Annotated in this window: 15 protein-coding genes and 1 pseudogene; 10 read left to right on the top strand and 6 right to left on the bottom strand. The window is 45.7% G+C overall.

Annotated features, from left to right (window positions below; translation table 11 throughout):
* Positions 1-37: 37 nt before the first annotated feature.
* Entirely contained in the window at positions 38-784 is a 747-nt protein-coding gene (locus SPI9445_RS0120360; RefSeq protein WP_017306631.1) for a DUF3226 domain-containing protein, read from the bottom strand.
* A 12-nt stretch (positions 785-796) separates the two neighbouring features.
* Positions 797-1,909 (bottom strand): AAA family ATPase, encoded by a 1,113-nt coding sequence (locus SPI9445_RS0120365; protein ID WP_017306632.1) that lies wholly within the window; start codon positions 1,907-1,909, stop codon positions 797-799.
* 690 nt (positions 1,910-2,599) lie between these two features.
* Between SPI9445_RS0120365 and SPI9445_RS0120370 the strand changes: the two genes are divergently transcribed.
* From SPI9445_RS0120370 to SPI9445_RS0120385, 4 genes are all read left to right on the top strand, one after another.
* Positions 2,600-3,175, top strand: coding sequence for a sigma-70 family RNA polymerase sigma factor (locus SPI9445_RS0120370; protein WP_017306633.1), 576 nt, complete (start codon positions 2,600-2,602; stop codon positions 3,173-3,175).
* 17 nt (positions 3,176-3,192) lie between these two features.
* A complete protein-coding gene (locus tag SPI9445_RS0120375) occupies positions 3,193-3,603 on the top strand; it encodes a hypothetical protein (protein WP_017306634.1) in 411 nt (136 codons plus the stop codon).
* Between the two features lie 30 nt (positions 3,604-3,633).
* Complete coding sequence (locus SPI9445_RS26380) at positions 3,634-4,224, top strand: Spy/CpxP family protein refolding chaperone (protein WP_017306635.1); 591 nt, start codon at positions 3,634-3,636, stop codon at positions 4,222-4,224.
* 212 nt (positions 4,225-4,436) lie between these two features.
* On the top strand, positions 4,437-6,035 hold the full coding sequence (locus SPI9445_RS0120385; RefSeq protein WP_017306636.1) for an Hsp70 family protein: 1,599 nt from the start codon (positions 4,437-4,439) through the stop codon (positions 6,033-6,035).
* Positions 6,036-6,196: 161 nt separating this feature from the next.
* On the opposite strand, the gene rpsU is transcribed toward SPI9445_RS0120385, so the two are convergent.
* Positions 6,197-6,376, bottom strand: a complete 180-nt coding sequence (rpsU, locus tag SPI9445_RS0120390; RefSeq protein WP_017306637.1) for a 30S ribosomal protein S21 — start codon at positions 6,374-6,376, stop codon at positions 6,197-6,199.
* Positions 6,377-6,857: 481 nt separating this feature from the next.
* On the bottom strand, positions 6,858-7,133 hold the full coding sequence (locus SPI9445_RS0120395) for an RNA recognition motif domain-containing protein (RefSeq protein ID WP_017306638.1): 276 nt from the start codon (positions 7,131-7,133) through the stop codon (positions 6,858-6,860).
* Between the two features lie 322 nt (positions 7,134-7,455).
* Here SPI9445_RS0120395 and SPI9445_RS26385 point away from each other — a divergent pair, with 322 nt between their 5' ends.
* Positions 7,456-7,818, top strand: a complete 363-nt coding sequence (locus tag SPI9445_RS26385) for a hypothetical protein (RefSeq protein ID WP_164674569.1) — start codon at positions 7,456-7,458, stop codon at positions 7,816-7,818.
* A gap of 44 nt (positions 7,819-7,862) precedes the next feature.
* Here the strand turns inward: SPI9445_RS26385 and SPI9445_RS0120405 are convergent, their stop codons facing one another.
* Positions 7,863-8,297, bottom strand: coding sequence for a peroxiredoxin (locus SPI9445_RS0120405; RefSeq protein WP_017306640.1), 435 nt, complete (start codon positions 8,295-8,297; stop codon positions 7,863-7,865).
* 124 nt (positions 8,298-8,421) lie between these two features.
* On the opposite strand from SPI9445_RS0120405, the gene SPI9445_RS0120410 reads away from it, so the two are divergent.
* On the top strand, positions 8,422-8,838 hold the full coding sequence (locus SPI9445_RS0120410; protein ID WP_017306641.1) for an Npun_F0494 family protein: 417 nt from the start codon (positions 8,422-8,424) through the stop codon (positions 8,836-8,838).
* 49 nt (positions 8,839-8,887) lie between these two features.
* Here the strand turns inward: SPI9445_RS0120410 and SPI9445_RS27115 are convergent.
* A pseudogene (locus SPI9445_RS27115) lies at positions 8,888-9,313 on the bottom strand (RNA-guided endonuclease InsQ/TnpB family protein); the annotation flags it as partial.
* A 257-nt stretch (positions 9,314-9,570) separates the two neighbouring features.
* Here SPI9445_RS27115 and cobQ point away from each other — a divergent pair.
* The 4 genes from cobQ to SPI9445_RS26395 all read left to right on the top strand — a co-directional run bounded on the left by cobQ (position 9,571) and on the right by SPI9445_RS26395 (position 14,495).
* Positions 9,571-11,064 (top strand): cobyric acid synthase CobQ, encoded by a 1,494-nt coding sequence (gene cobQ / locus SPI9445_RS0120420; RefSeq protein ID WP_026079967.1) that lies wholly within the window; start codon positions 9,571-9,573, stop codon positions 11,062-11,064.
* On the top strand, positions 11,065-11,979 hold the full coding sequence (locus SPI9445_RS0120425) for a histone deacetylase family protein (RefSeq protein WP_017306644.1): 915 nt from the start codon (positions 11,065-11,067) through the stop codon (positions 11,977-11,979).
* 52 nt (positions 11,980-12,031) lie between these two features.
* On the top strand, positions 12,032-12,571 hold the full coding sequence (locus SPI9445_RS0120430; protein ID WP_026079968.1) for a GIY-YIG nuclease family protein: 540 nt from the start codon (positions 12,032-12,034) through the stop codon (positions 12,569-12,571).
* 361 nt (positions 12,572-12,932) lie between these two features.
* Complete coding sequence (locus tag SPI9445_RS26395; RefSeq protein ID WP_017306646.1) at positions 12,933-14,495, top strand: AAA-like domain-containing protein; 1,563 nt, start codon at positions 12,933-12,935, stop codon at positions 14,493-14,495.
* Positions 14,496-14,550: the final 55 nt, after the last annotated feature.

Genomic DNA, 14,550 nt, shown 5'->3' on the forward strand with positions numbered 1-14,550 from the left:
AAAAGGACTTTTTCTGAAAGGTATCATACCTTGGAACTTAATCAAACATTTGTAGAAACGATTTAATTTCAAGTAATACCGGAGAATTTAAATTAAATATGTCTTTCCCCCGTGAATTTTGCAATCTTTCACCTTGCTTAGTAACCCCTAACATGATCCCTTTCCAATCGGTATTTTTGTAGTTTCTTTTTCGTCTTTCTAGGGTATCAAACCGCTTATAAAAATCCACCCACAATTTCAGCAACTCTTTCTCAGATAAATCAAACGCTTTGCCTTTTTGTTCAATCTTTTTTCCTTTATCAATGAGGCAGTTTTTCCATCCATCATATAGACAATCTGCAAAAACAGAGTCTTTTGATTTAATCTGTCTTAAAATATCCTCCAATTCACCTTGACCCCCAACATTGTTAAAAAAGCAGGCAATCTTAACATTTAAGAGATCATCAATTGGGTAAGTGACAAATTTTTTTACATCTGTTAATAATTGTTGAGGTTCAGGCAAAAAACAGTCAGCAAAAGATTCTTTTAAGCATTCATTAATTAATTCGAGCCTAGTTTCACGAGTCGAATCATCTAAATCCAAAATGATTCCTATTTTGGTTTCTCCTGCTTTTTGAGCATCTATTAAAGCATTAGAAAGCTGAGTGACTAATTTTCTTTTTTCTAAATTAGAGTGCTTATATTCATCAATACAATACAGCCGATTAGTAGCGGATGAGAGTTCTTGAATCAGTGCCTCGATAAAATATTCATCATTTTCACTCTCCACGATTAGAATATTCATTTGAATTTAAACCTAAATTGACTCACCTCTAACAGAGCGTTTATTTTTTAATTTGTCTTCCAGAGAATAAGGTGGAATCTTTTGTATAACAATTTGATTAGAGATTGGATGCCTAGACATCTCAAAATAACCTGCATCGTCTAAGTTATCCGGTTGAATCATAACATTTTTAAAAGCATTAATCATCTCATAGCTATGAGATGTTGCAAAAAGTTGTACATTATAAAGTTTACAAAGCTTTAGCAAAAAAGACCAAACTTGTTCTTGACGGGTATGATGAATTCCATTTTCTATTTCATCAACTAGGACTAGACCATTTTTGTTGTTAATTATAATCAGAACAAACTCAGCAATACGAGTCATCGCATCTCCAAACAAAGAAAGTGGTAAATTATCCTCATTTTTGCGTTTTACATAAAGTTCTGGACTACCAAAGGTAAATGATTCAACCTGCTCAATTGTTGGATCAAGTAGTTGAAAGGCTTGCAGTAGATAATCAGCTTTACCTTCAAATCTAGCCTTATCAAATTCTGTTGCAAGTTGATGGCTTTCTAGCTTAGAGTTTGCCGGAATAAAAAAGGTTGTAAAAAACAAGTTAGCGGCAACTACTGAATTTCCCAATGTTAAGCCATTCTGACTTGCTATAATGACATTTTCCGGTAATTTTACACCATTTTTCAAGGGGTTAATCTTCAAATAGGATTGAACCGGAAAATGAGTATTGAGAGTTTGGGAAAAATTCAAAATATCTCCCGGTCTGACTTGTGAATTTACTAAGTCAAGGGTCTTTTCTGTTTTTTGTTCAGCTAAAATTATGACTTGATTCTGGCAACCATTAGCTAACGTGAAATCAAACGTAATCTGTTTTGTTGCACGTCTATGATAAAAGAAATTTTCCCAAGTCAGGTGAGGCATTTGTTGCAAAAAATAGGGGTTAAATCTTCTAACAAATTTCAAGATTTTTAGAATACTATTCGCTGAAGGATCTCCCATTAAAAGCAAGGCTTCTAATAAAGCGGTTTTGCCTATATTGTTCTGACCGCCTAATAAATTTACTTGACAAAAACCTGTAGCTTTAGTGGACTCAAAACAACGAAAATTTTCCAAATAAAACGATTTAATCATACTTGCTCATACTTACTACTAATTATTTTTTTGTTTCTATAAGGAAAAACTGTATACCCCCAGGAAACCCTTGATTGACCAAAATCAATGAACTCCCCTATAATTAACTCTCCCTTATCTTATAATTATACAGTTGGGGCTTAAAGAAAACCCCCCTGTTTTAACAATTGGGGGGGGTAAGGTTGATTGTGTCGTTTTCAGGAGGAGAATAGAAGAGAAGCTAATTGAGCAAAATCTCTTTAATTCCTAAAAGCCAGCAAGCCACTGATCAGTTGAACAGAGAAGAAAAAGAAGGTAGTAGTGCAGTTCTCTTAGCTGTTGAGCTTTGTCCTAATGTAGTTTGGTAAATCCCCATTTACTAAACCACTAAGCTCCACCAGTTCATGGATGGTTGAGCATCTTATCCCTGAGAGTCCCTGCTTAACGTTGCACTACTACTTTTCTGATGCTGATGTCTCTATTGTTCCCTGCTTTTGGGAAAAACGCACTGATCTTAATCCTATCTTCCAGTGAATTTAATCTCGTGTCATCGTGAGGCTTGTCTCTGCCTTTATGCAATTTTAAGCATCTTTTGCAGTGACTTAAGTCACTAATTTCGTGTGATTTAAGTCACTAAAAAAAGAAAATCGGGAAATTGAACCTTTTTGTGACCCTCTTTGTCTAAACCTACACAATTGACTGGTGAGGGAAATGCAAGAGGTGTTAGCCAATGACTCCAGACAAATGAGCGATCGCGAATTAGTGCTGCGATGTCAGCAAGGTGACAGCGCCTCTTTCCAGCAACTTTACCAACGGTATCAACAGCGTGTGCGCTCTACCCTGTATTCGTTATGTGGGGCTGCCATGTTGGAGGATCTGACTCAAGACGTTTTTCTTAAAGCTTGGAAAGGATTATCCCAACTGCGTCAAGCTTCCACCTTCGGCACTTGGTTGTATCGTATTACTTGGAACGTTGCCCAAGATCAACGGCGTAGATTTGCCGTAATGCGTCAAGAACAAACCGAGGAAGCTTTGAGCGATCGCACAGCCCCCCCCCAAGTCACTCCGGATCTCCTACGACTCCACTACCAAGACTTGGTACAACGAGGCTTGAAGCAACTAGATCTCGAACATCGGGTGGTTTTAGTCCTGCATGATCTCGAAGATATCCCTCAGAAGGAAGTGGCGAAAATCCTAGACATTCCCCTTGGAACTGTTAAATCTCGTCTCTTTCACGCCCGCAAAGCATTGCGGCAATTGCTTCAGTCCGAAGGTGTGTCCCTGTGAAAGAGGAAAGAGGAATCATGAACAACAACGATCCTGACCGCGACTTAGTGGACTTCTTAAAAGAATATCGTCCTGTTCCCCCACAGGTCGATCCGGCAGTAGAGGAACGGTTGATGCGGCAAATCACAGACTCTCCTCGTTCCTTGGGTGTCGGTCGTCCCCGTCGTCTTTGGGTCTTAGGTGGGGTAATGATCGCAGCCAGCACCCTATTGACCTTGATTGTTGTTCCCCGACTCAACCTAAACCGAGTGAGTCCTATTCTGACTGAATCTGAACCAAACCCCTTATCAGACTTGCAACAACAGGAACTAGAAGAGTTCATGCTCACCCTTTGGGATACCGAAGTTATTAACTCAGAAACCCTAACCAGCAATTGGGATCAAAGTTGGCTCAGTCTCGCCAACTTTGAAACCGACCCCTCCAATTAACGGCACACAACAAGTCGCTTTATTAAGATTATGAACAATATTCAAAGAGTTTCATCCCTAACTGTTGCGCTTTTGACCCTTACGGGGGGAATTGCCTTAGCGCAGCCCTTATTTAACGAGTCAGGTCATGGCCTGCAAGCTCAACAAATGCAGCCAGGTCGCCACTGGGGAGAGCGTAAAGGGGAGGGGGGCCATGAGCGCTTAATGGAAACCCTCAATCTTGATGAAAACCAGCGCCAACAAATGCAAGCTATCCATGAACGGACCAGAGCGCAAATGTCCCAAAATTGGGAAGCACTGCAAGCCGCCCACCAACGGATGCGGGAACTGATGGCGAGTAGTTCTGCCTCAGAACAAGAATTGCGCGCTCAACACAATGAACTGCAACGTCTCCAACAAGAAATGGGCAACTTACGCTTCCAATCGATGTTAGAGATGCGGAACATCCTGACTCCTGAACAACGCAGCCAAATGAACCAAATGCACCAACAACGGCGCATGAACCGGGATAGCAGTTCTTCCATGGGTCGTCCGGGGGTAGGATTGCGAAATATCAACTCGGAAGAAGCGGCTCAAATGCGGCAACGGATGCAGAATCTGAGAAATAGCCCAGACCGCTAAATTCCACCGTTTTGGTACAACATCACCCACAGTAGTTATCCCAATTATGCCATCTTGAGCGCGGACGGTTCTGAGAAACCCCGTCCCCTCAAGATGTTTTTTTTGCTTTGAAGTCGAAGGAAGAGACTCTAGACTCTGTGACCGGAGATTGAGGGAGGACGGGGCGCTTGCCTGCTATAGTGATCGTTGAAATCCCTAGGCATCTGAAATTTATGGCGATCGCGATTGACTTCGGAACCAGTAATACAGTAATCAGCCGTTGGAATAGTGCCACCCAGCAAGGGGAAACCCTCAAACTGCCCGGTTTTTCTCAGCAATTAGCCAATAATCCTCCGTTAATCCCCAGTTTGTTGTATTGGCAGGATGTGCGGGAGGGGAAAGTGTTACTGGGGCAACAAGTGCGCGATCGCGGATTAGACTTAAAGAACGATCCTCGCTATTTTCGGGACTTTAAACGGGGTATTGGTTCGAGCATTCAGGGATTTTTACCGGAATTAGACGACAAAATAATCACCTTTGAACAGGTGGGTGAACAGTTTTTAAAGACCCTAATTGCTGAATTACAAAAAGAGCAACCGATTGATTCTTTAGTGTTAACGGTTCCGGTGGATAGTTTTGAACTCTATCGCCATTGGTTAACGGGAGTGTGTAGTCAGTGGAATATCGAACAGATTCGCATTCTGGATGAGCCGACGGCGGCGGCTTTGGGCTACGGGACGACGGATGAAGATGTTTTATTGGTGGTTGATTTTGGTGGAGGAACGGTCGATTTTTCCCTAGTTCAGTTGAATCTTTCGGGAGAAGGACTGGATAAAAAACCGATGGGATTTATCTTGAAGTGGGGAGAGAAATTATTAGGAGAAAGCTCTGGTCAGAAGGTGAAAACGGCGCGAGTTTTAGCTAAAGCAGGGCTAAATCTAGGGGGTTCGGATATTGATCACTGGTTGGTGGATTATTTTGCCCAAACCCAAGGGATTGAAAAGTCTAGTTTAATTACTCGTTTAGCGGAACGGTTAAAGGTGAAGCTTTCGAGCCAACAAAAAGCGACGGAGGTTTATTTTAATGATGAGACGTTGGAAAGCTACGAATTAAGTTTAGATCAAGGGACTTTTCGGGAGATTTTAACCCGGCAGTTGTTTTTTAATCAACTCGATGACTTGATGACTCAAGTATTACAACGGGGACGTTTACAGGGGATAGAAACCCGCGATATTGATGGGGTGTTATTGGTGGGGGGAACGACCCAAATTCCAGCCGTACAGGAGTGGATTCAAGGCTATTTTGAGCGAGATAAGATTAAGTCTGAACAACCGTTTGAGGCGATCGCATCGGGGGCGCTCCAACTGGCGCAAGGCTTTCAATTAAAGGATTTCCTCTATCACAGTTATGGGGTGCGTTACTGGAACCGTCGGAATAAATGCCATAGTTGGCACCCCATTATTAAAGCGGGGCAAGGCTACCCCACGAATCAGCCCATTGAGTTATTGTTAGGGGCATCGGTGGAGAATCAGCCTAGTATTGAGTTGATTATTGGGGAGTTGGGGGCCCAAAATAGTAGCACAGAGGTTTATTTTGATGGCGATCGCCTGATTACTCGAACCGTGAGTAGTGGAGAGACGGCTGTGCAGCCCTTAAATGATAGGGAGGGAGGGCGTACTATTGCCCAACTGTCGCCCCTCGGAAATCCGGGAAGCGATCGCATTAAAGTTCAATTTCGAGTCGATGAGCAATGTTCTTTGCGCATCACCGTTGAAGACTTATTAACCCAAGAAACCCTATTAGAAGATCGTCCTGTCGTACAGTTAAGTTAACTCCCCTATCCCCCCTCTTCCTCGTCCTCCCCGATTCCCGAGGGTGATTATTTTTCCCGACCTAAACCAACAACCCCAGATCAATGCAGAGAGGATCTGGGGCAGAGAGGATCTGGGGCAGAGAGGATCTGGGGGACTCAGTGAGTTTCTACTACTTTAGTTTAGCTAAAACGTTTTTTCCTGCGCCGTGCGATCGCCTTGCGTTTGCGCTTTTCTTGGGGCGTTTCAAAGTGGCGTAAACGCTTCATATCAGCGAATATTCCCGCTTTTGAGACTTCCCGTCTGAATCGTCTGAGTGCAGATTCAATACCTTCATTTTCGCCAACGGTTACTTGCGTCATTCAGTTTCCTCCTAAATATAAATAGACAGACAGTTCAAGACACCCCATGCTTTTGTTCGGCAGGGATGGTGAATTGCCCCACCCTGCCGTTGGCGAGGATGGAGCTTCCTGATTCAATGGGAAGTGCTTTCTATACCGAAATATAGCCAGTCTTATCTTCCCTCCCCAGGCAGAAGTCCTAGTTCCTAAGACCCAAATTTTCTCTTGCAACACAGCCCTTTTTAGCTTGGTTTTCGCTTTGGGAGTTAGTGGTCAAGATATATTTATCTTAGCATGGATTCGCTGTCGCTCAGTATATTGCTGGGTTGCTATCCATTTCCTCCCTGCAAGCGAGGAAGGGGAATTCCGCAACATTTTTGTTAAAGCGTCTTTTTTTTCGATCATAGCATTAGAGGCGGAAAAACCCAACTGGATAGAGCGGGTTTCTCAGCCTGCATTAGCATCCGCACTATAGGAATTCAGAAAATCTTAGGCGGCAACATTAGCCTCTGCGACCACCACCTCCTGACCCTCCATCCCGAGGCCTTGCTTTATTCACTTTCAGAGAACGCCCCAGCCATTCCGCACCATCTAGTTCTTCAATGGCTGCGTCTTCTTCCTCTGGAGTAGCCATTTCCACAAAACCAAAACCACGAAGGCGACCGGATTCACGGTCTGTGGGAAGATAAACCCGCCTAACGGTGCCGTACTCAGCAAAAACTTCTGATAGTTCCTCCTGGGTGACGCTATAGGCAAGGTTGCCCACATAGATCGACATAATGTATCTCCAAAACCAATGCAAAACTAAAAATAGAGCAGTTGAGATTCGGAGATCGACCTGCTAATCTGTATCAATGAACGATGAATCAACATCAATGAACGATGAATCAACAAACGATTTAGTCCGAACTTAACAAATACTCACCCCGGTAGTTTAACATGGAAGCACGGAAAAGGTATCAATATGTAAACGAACTGCAATGATTGATGAAGTGGTGATTCACTCTGTCCTTTTCCGGTCACATCTACCACTGAATGGAGTCTTCTCCATTATCCCCTCATGGGGAGTTGAGCAGTTGTTGAGCAGTATTCTGAAACCTATGTACAAGAACAATATGTACAAGCATTTCTGGCAATCAATGTTAAGTCTCGGGGTTTTCCTGACTGTGATGGGGGGCGCAATCTCTCCCCTGTTTGCCCAAAACAACCACAATCCTAGTCGAGAGGGGTTTCAAAAAAATGAGGTAAATTCCCTTTTCGGCAATACAGACGGCTTGAATCCTTTTGACTTGATTCACCGGGCCACGATGGGCAATGGGCGTTCTCTCGGAGATTTTCGCCGAGACACCAACCGCCAACTAAACCGGGCCAGTGAAGAGTTTCGCCGTCTTCAGTTAGAGCGGATGCAGCAGTTACAACAACCCCAACCCTCGGAAGAGGTTTCTCTTCCTGAAGAGGAGTAGAGTTAATGGGGGTCAATTCTCAATTGAGAATTGACCCTTAATTTTTAGCCGACGACTTTCAGAATGTCTTGAGCATGGCTGGAGGTTTGCACGGCTGCGTCTACATGGGTGATGTTGCCTTGTCCGTCGATAATGTAGGTGACACGCTTGGCATAACCGCCACCTTCGACATCGTAGGCTTTGGTGATGGTGCCATCTACATCGGTTAAGAGGGTGAAGGGCAGACCATATTTTTCTTTAAAGGCTTTGTGGGAGGCTTCGTCATCCATGCTGACTCCTAACACAACCATATCTTTCCCTTGATATTCTTCATAGTTGTCCCGGAAGCTTTGGGCTTGTTTGGTGCAACCGGGGGTGTCGTCTTTGGGGTAAAAATAGAGGACGACGATTTTTCCGGCGAAGTCAGCGAGGGAAACGGTGTTTCCTTGGTCGTCTGTGGTGGTAAAGGCGGGTGCTTTGGTACCGACTGTTAAAGCCATAATGAGAATGTTCCTTGCTCTAGATCAACAACGTCCTCACAAATTTTACAATAATTCACATACTACTGAAGTTCAGGGGGCATATCTCCCACTTCAGATAGAGCCACTTTTAACGGATGAATCTATGACGATTAGCGCGCCTAAAACGAACGGGAAGGCTGGGAAAATCCAATATTCTCAACAGACTATCCAACGGGCAGAACGAGCGTTGTTTTGCGCGCCGTTTTTGTTGGTGTTATGGGTCACGATGCGGGGGCAGAGTGTGGCGTTAGGGGCGATCGCGGGACAAACGGGGGTAGAACAAGGTTATACTCGCTCCCCCCTGTTGGAAATTACGGCGGAAAGTCAGTTAGGCTGGCTGATTAAGGTGGGAGTGTTACGGCGAGAAGTGGACGGACAAGGGATTACCGATAGTTTCCGCCTCACCCCCCTCGGTCGTCAAATTGTAGACCATTGGCAAAGCCAAGGGGCATTTCCTAAACCTACTCTAGGGCAACGGCTTTTAAATGCGATCGCCCGTTGGTTCACCTTATCCCTCTAATCTGCTCTATAAAACTTAAACAAAACCGGACATAGCCGGATATTGATGTTTATTTCTTGCTTCGTCCGGGACTGTCGGCAGCACCCCGTCCACAAGTGTAATCGTCGGAACCCGGCGATTTTTCTAAATTTATACTGGCGTTCAAATCTCTATCAATCTTCAGCCCACAGTTCTGACATTCAAAAGTCCGACGGACTAGGGGCATTTTTTGACGATGGCCACAGTTAGAACAAAGTTGACTAGATGGATAAAATCTATCGGCAATAATCAACTTTGAACCATAACGTTCTGCCTTGTAACCTAGTTGACGACGGAACTCATAAAATGAAGCATCAGCGATAGAACCCGCCAAACAATGATTTTTCAGCATACCTGACACATTTAAATCTTCAATGACGACTTGGCTGTGGTTTTTAGCCAAAAAAGTAGTGATTTTATGAATGGTGTCACGGCGAATGTTTGCTACTCTTTGATGATGTTAAGCAAATCTTGGATTAAATTCTTGCTCCCCCATACTGGGCATTGTGAGCCAGAATCTCCCCGACTGTATTGGGGTATAGTCGGGGTTGCCAAGGGGAAGAGGTTGACATCCTGCCCCCCGTGGAACGGCGGAGATTCCCAAACCTCGGGATTTAGAGGAATTCCCTGATCCAAAAGGAGATCACAGGCATAATGGAATAAGCACCAATCGACTCCTGCTCATTCCTTGACCTCTACCCCTAACTGTTGCCCATGAGAGCCATTATGGTGGTTGGAACCACCTCCAATGCTGGAAAATCCATGATTACCGCCGCCCTCTGTCGCATTCTCTCCCATCGAGGTTGGCGCATTACCCCCTTTAAAGGTCAAAATATGGCACTCAATGCCTATGTCACGGCGACAGGGGGCGAAATTGGCTATGCTCAAGCGGTGCAAGCTTGGGCGGCTGGGGTGAATCCCTTGGTGGAAATGAATCCGATTCTGCTCAAACCCCAAGGGAATATGACCTCTCAAGTGATTCTGAAGGGAAAACCCATCGGGTACACCACCGCCCAAGAATATTATGAGCAGTATTTTGAGTTAGGCTGGGAAGCCATTACAGAGTGTTTACAGCGCCTTTCGGCGGAATTTGATCTGATTATCTGTGAAGGGGCGGGCAGTCCGGCGGAAATTAATCTAAAACATCGGGATTTAACCAATATGCGGGTGGCGAAGTACCTCAACGCCCCCACCATTTTAGTGGTAGATATTGATCGGGGGGGAGCTTTTGCCCATGTGGTGGGAACTCTAGCCCTGTTGGAACCCGAGGAGCGGATCTTAATTCGGGGGATTGTGATTAATAAGTTTCGCGGCCAGCGTTCTCTGTTAGATTCGGGGATTAAATGGCTGGAAGACTATACAAAAATTCCGGTTTTGGGGGTGATTCCTTGGAGTGAGAACCTCTTCCCGGCGGAAGACTCTCTGGGTTTGTTGGAAAGGCGATCGCGCAAACCCAATTCCGAACTTACTATAGGTGTCCTCCGTTTACCCCGCATCTCCAACTTTACCGACTTTGACCCCCTCGACGCAGAACCCAGCGTTACCCTCAAATATATCCACCTCAACGACTCTCTCGCCTATCCCGATGCCCTGATTATTCCCGGTTCCAAAACCACCATTTCTGACCTCAAAGCCCTCCATGATAGCGGCATGGCGCAGAAAATCCAAGACTACGCCGCCGCCGGGGGGAATGTGTTAGGAATTTGTGGTGGTTTTCAGATGTTAGGGCAACTAATCACAGATCCCGAAGGTCTAGAAGGGGAAGATCGCTATTACCCCGGCCTCAATCTCCTCCCGGTGCGCACCACCATCACCCGCAACAAAGTGGTGCGTCAACGCAGTTGTTTGTCCCACTTTCCCCATAAAGGTCTACCCATTGATGGCTACGAAATCCATCAAGGCCGCACCCATCGTATAGAAGGGAATAAAGATACTCAAATTCCCTCCTGTCATCCTCTCTTTGATGATCCCGGATTGGGGGTAGTGGATCAGACTCAAACGGTGTGGGGCTGCTATTTACATGGTTTATTTGATAACGGGCCTTGGCGGAGGGCGTGGCTTAACCATTTGCGCCAACGTCGGGGTTTATCTTCCCTACCGACAGGGGTTCCTAACTACCGAGAACACCGGGAAATCATCTTAGATGGGATTGCCGATTTAGTCTCCCACAATCTCAATTTAGCCCCGATTCTCCCGATGTACTTATAGATGGCCGTTTCTATTGTTTACCACCCGGATTATGTTACCCCCCTGCCGGATCAACATCGGTTTCCCATGCCGAAATTTAAACTACTTTACGATTATTTATTGCAAACCGGGATTACCACAGGCGATCGCGTTTTCACCCCCAAAATAGCCCCTCGCGCTTGGATTGAACAAGTTCACACCCCCGACTATGTAGCCGCCTATTGTGAGGGAACTTTAGACCCCAAAGCCCAGCGCCGCATCGGTTTACCCTGGAGTCCAGCATTAGTCAAGCGCACCTGTACAGCCGTGGGGGGGACAATTTTAGCCGCCGAGTTAGCCTTAGAGAAGGGGATTGTTTGTAATACGGCCGGGGGAACTCACCACGCTTTCCCCAGTTACGGCTCCGGATTTTGTATTTTCAATGATTTAGCGATCGCCTCTCAACTCCTCCTCAATCAAGGGAAAGTCCAGAAAATCCTCATCCTTGATCTTGACGTTCACCAAGGCGATGGCACAGCCTTTATCTTTCGTAATGATCCGCGAGTGTTCACCTTTTCCATGCACTGCGAGGCCAACTTCCCCCACAGAAAACAACAAAGCGATCTTGATGTTCCCCTCCCCATTGGTTTGGATGATGATGGCTACCTGCAAATTTTGGCGCAACAGTTACCCGATCTACTGAGTGCAGTCAAACCGGATCTAGTGTTATACGATGCCGGAGTAGACACCCACGTTGAAGATCGTCTCGGGAAATTAGCCCTCAGTGATTGGGGTATTTATCGACGAGAGAAAATAGTATTAAGTACCTGTTATAGTGCCGGATACCCCGTCGCCGCCGTCATTGGGGGAGGCTACGCTAAAGATATCATGACCCTTGTCCGTCGCCATAGTCTCCTGCATCAAGCCGCCAGTGAAACCCTGATGAGTCAACCGTAACGTAACGGGTTTTCGTTTAAAATGTTTGGGTGAACTCAATCGATTATCTTGCATCATGACTTCCTCTGAATATCCCACTTTAGCCAGTTTAGAATTTATTCCCTATTTAACCGAAGCGGGAAAAGTGGCTGAATCTTGGCATAAAAAAATCGGGGTTTATGCCATTTTTGATCAAAAAAAGGTCTTACAATTGGTGAACTATTCTCGGGATATTGAGGTGAGTTTAAAACAGCATTTAGTCCGAAAACCGTTTAATTGTTATTGGCTAAAAGCCCAAACCATCGACCGCCCCAGTCGAACGATTTTAGACGAAATTAAGCAAGCTTGGCTAGCAGAAAATGGCGCAATTCCCCCCGGAAATAGTGAGGAAGAGGGAGATTGGAATGATCCCATTGATGCTAAATTAACCTGGAGTGAAGAAGAGCAAGAAGCTTATGAAAGTCAAGATGATTTAGGTAAAATTAAGTTATTAAAAAAAGTAGCCCGTCGATTAGAAGCTGAGATTTTAAAACAGTTAGAAGACCGCGGAGTGACTTTAGAAATACGCTTTAACCCCAAGCTGAAAGAACAAGGATTATTAGATTTAAAATGATGCAAGAAAATCGTGAAGATATTTCTTCATGCTGATAGCTTGAACAAAAAGAGCGACGCACACCCCCACCTGCTTGGGGCGAGGTGGCGGTGTCTTATGCTAATCCCGGACTCTTCTGATACCAATTTAACTTGAGTTGTGTGCAGTAGGGGAAGGTTTGGGGAACAGGGAACAGGGAACAGGGGGAATCGGAAAAAGGCAAGCCTTTTTGATGATTTATCCCTAAAACCTTGTAGTTTCTCGTTCCTAAACCGCTAAGAATCCTAATAACAGTGATTAGATGGATATTCAGCAGACCCTAAATATAGCTTTGAGTGAACTGTGATTAGAATGAGGGCATTGATCTGAATTAAAGTTTGTTGTGATTAACCTAGAAATACCGGAGGGACAAGTTCCTCTAGGCTCTCCCTTTTATGTCGAACGTCCCCCCATTGAGCCAGATTGCTATGAGGCGATCGCCCGCCCTAACACCTTAATCCGCATTAAAGCCCCCCGTCAAATGGGCAAAAGCTCTCTGATGAGTCGGATTTTAGGGGAAGGTGAACGGTTGGGGTATCAGGTGGCCTATATTAACCTGCAACTGGCGGATAGTCAGTTCTTAGAGACGCTGGACAGTTTTTTACAGTGGTTTTGCGCCAGTGTGGCCGAGGAATTAGACCTGCCAGAGAATCTAGATAAGTATTGGCAGGGGGTGTTAGGCAGTAGTCGCAAATGTACCAAGTATTTCAAAAAATACTTGCTCACGACTTTAGAGAGTCCCCTCATTTTGGCTTTAGATGAGGTGGATCGGGTGTTTCAACACCCAGAAGTAGCGATGGACTTCTTTGGACTCCTGCGGGCCTGGCACGAAGAGGGCAAAAATCAAGCCCTCTGGCAAAAGCTGCGCCTCGTCATTTCCCACTCCAAAGAGGTTTATATTCCGCTCAATATCAATCAATCGCCCTTTAATGTGGGGATTCCCATTGAACTCCCCGAATTGACTTTTGAGCAGGTGCAGAGCTTGATTGAACGTCATCATTTAACCTTCACCGAGGATCAACAGATGACCTTGATGAAGGTACTCGGAGGGCATCCTTATCTGGTGCGGTTGGCGCTCTATCATCTCGCCCAGCACAGGCTAACCTATGAGGAGTTATTGAGGACAGCACCCACCGAAGCGGGTATTTATTACGACCATCTGCGGCGACATTTGGGGAATCTGCAAGAGGACGAGGGTTTACTGGAGGCGATCGCGCAAATTATCCAACAGAATAATCCCGTCGAGATTGGCTCCGATGAAGCCTTTAAATTGCGCAGTATGGGGCTAGTAAAATTTGTTGGAAATGCCGTCACTCCGTTGTGTGACCTCTATCGGATTTATTTGCGCGATCGCCTGATCCTCCCCAACCCCCTCTCCAGCCCCAGTGAACAGAACTCCGGCTCCACCCTAGCCGCCATCCTGTTCACCGACGTAGTAGACTCCACCCCCAAAATGGTCGCCAACCAGCAGAAAACCCTCGAATCCCTCAAGCGGGACTTCAAAACCATGACAGCCATCTGCCAAGACCATCAGGGGCAAATCCTCAAAAACACAGGAGATGGTCTGTTAGTCTATTTTGTTAGCGCCGTGAAAGCCGTCGAATGTGCGCAACAGATGCAGGCCGCCCTGACCGCCCAAAACCACGACCTAGACCCCCATAGCATCCTAGAGCATCGTATCGGCATCCATGTCGGGGATGTATTGCTCAGTGATGGAGACGTTCTCGGTGCCGGGGTCAACATTGCCGCCCGACTTCAGAGCAAAGCCAAACCCGGAGGCATCTGTATCTCTCAGATGGTCTATGACACCGTAAAAGATCACCTCTACTTACCCGTAGAAGACATGGGACTTCAGGAACTCAAAGGCATCCCCTACCGCGTCCAGTTGTACCAAGTCCTCTCCTGACATTCTCCCGGCGCTGACCTTCGGGACAGCGCCGGATTCCCACCTCACAGACACA

The organism is Spirulina subsalsa PCC 9445 (assembly GCF_000314005.1).
GTDB lineage: Bacteria > Cyanobacteriota > Cyanobacteriia > Cyanobacteriales > Spirulinaceae > Spirulina_A > Spirulina_A subsalsa.

Excerpts from the sequence above, each read along its gene's own strand:
- SPI9445_RS0120360 (WP_017306631.1), bottom strand. The coding sequence starts at position 784 with ATGAATATTCTAATCGTGGAGAGTGAAAATGATGAATATTTTATCGAG.
- SPI9445_RS0120365 (WP_017306632.1), bottom strand. The coding sequence starts at position 1,909 with ATGATTAAATCGTTTTATTTGGAAAATTTTCGTTGTTTTGAGTCCACT.
- SPI9445_RS0120370 (WP_017306633.1), top strand. The coding sequence starts at position 2,600 with ATGCAAGAGGTGTTAGCCAATGACTCCAGACAAATGAGCGATCGCGAA.
- SPI9445_RS0120375 (WP_017306634.1), top strand. The coding sequence starts at position 3,193 with ATGAACAACAACGATCCTGACCGCGACTTAGTGGACTTCTTAAAAGAA.
- SPI9445_RS26380 (WP_017306635.1), top strand. The coding sequence starts at position 3,634 with ATGAACAATATTCAAAGAGTTTCATCCCTAACTGTTGCGCTTTTGACC.
- SPI9445_RS0120385 (WP_017306636.1), top strand. The coding sequence starts at position 4,437 with ATGGCGATCGCGATTGACTTCGGAACCAGTAATACAGTAATCAGCCGT.
- rpsU (WP_017306637.1), bottom strand. The coding sequence starts at position 6,376 with ATGACGCAAGTAACCGTTGGCGAAAATGAAGGTATTGAATCTGCACTC.
- SPI9445_RS0120395 (WP_017306638.1), bottom strand. The coding sequence starts at position 7,133 with ATGTCGATCTATGTGGGCAACCTTGCCTATAGCGTCACCCAGGAGGAA.
- SPI9445_RS26385 (WP_164674569.1), top strand. The coding sequence starts at position 7,456 with ATGTACAAGAACAATATGTACAAGCATTTCTGGCAATCAATGTTAAGT.
- SPI9445_RS0120405 (WP_017306640.1), bottom strand. The coding sequence starts at position 8,297 with ATGGCTTTAACAGTCGGTACCAAAGCACCCGCCTTTACCACCACAGAC.
- SPI9445_RS0120410 (WP_017306641.1), top strand. The coding sequence starts at position 8,422 with ATGACGATTAGCGCGCCTAAAACGAACGGGAAGGCTGGGAAAATCCAA.
- cobQ (WP_026079967.1), top strand. The coding sequence starts at position 9,571 with ATGAGAGCCATTATGGTGGTTGGAACCACCTCCAATGCTGGAAAATCC.
- SPI9445_RS0120425 (WP_017306644.1), top strand. The coding sequence starts at position 11,065 with ATGGCCGTTTCTATTGTTTACCACCCGGATTATGTTACCCCCCTGCCG.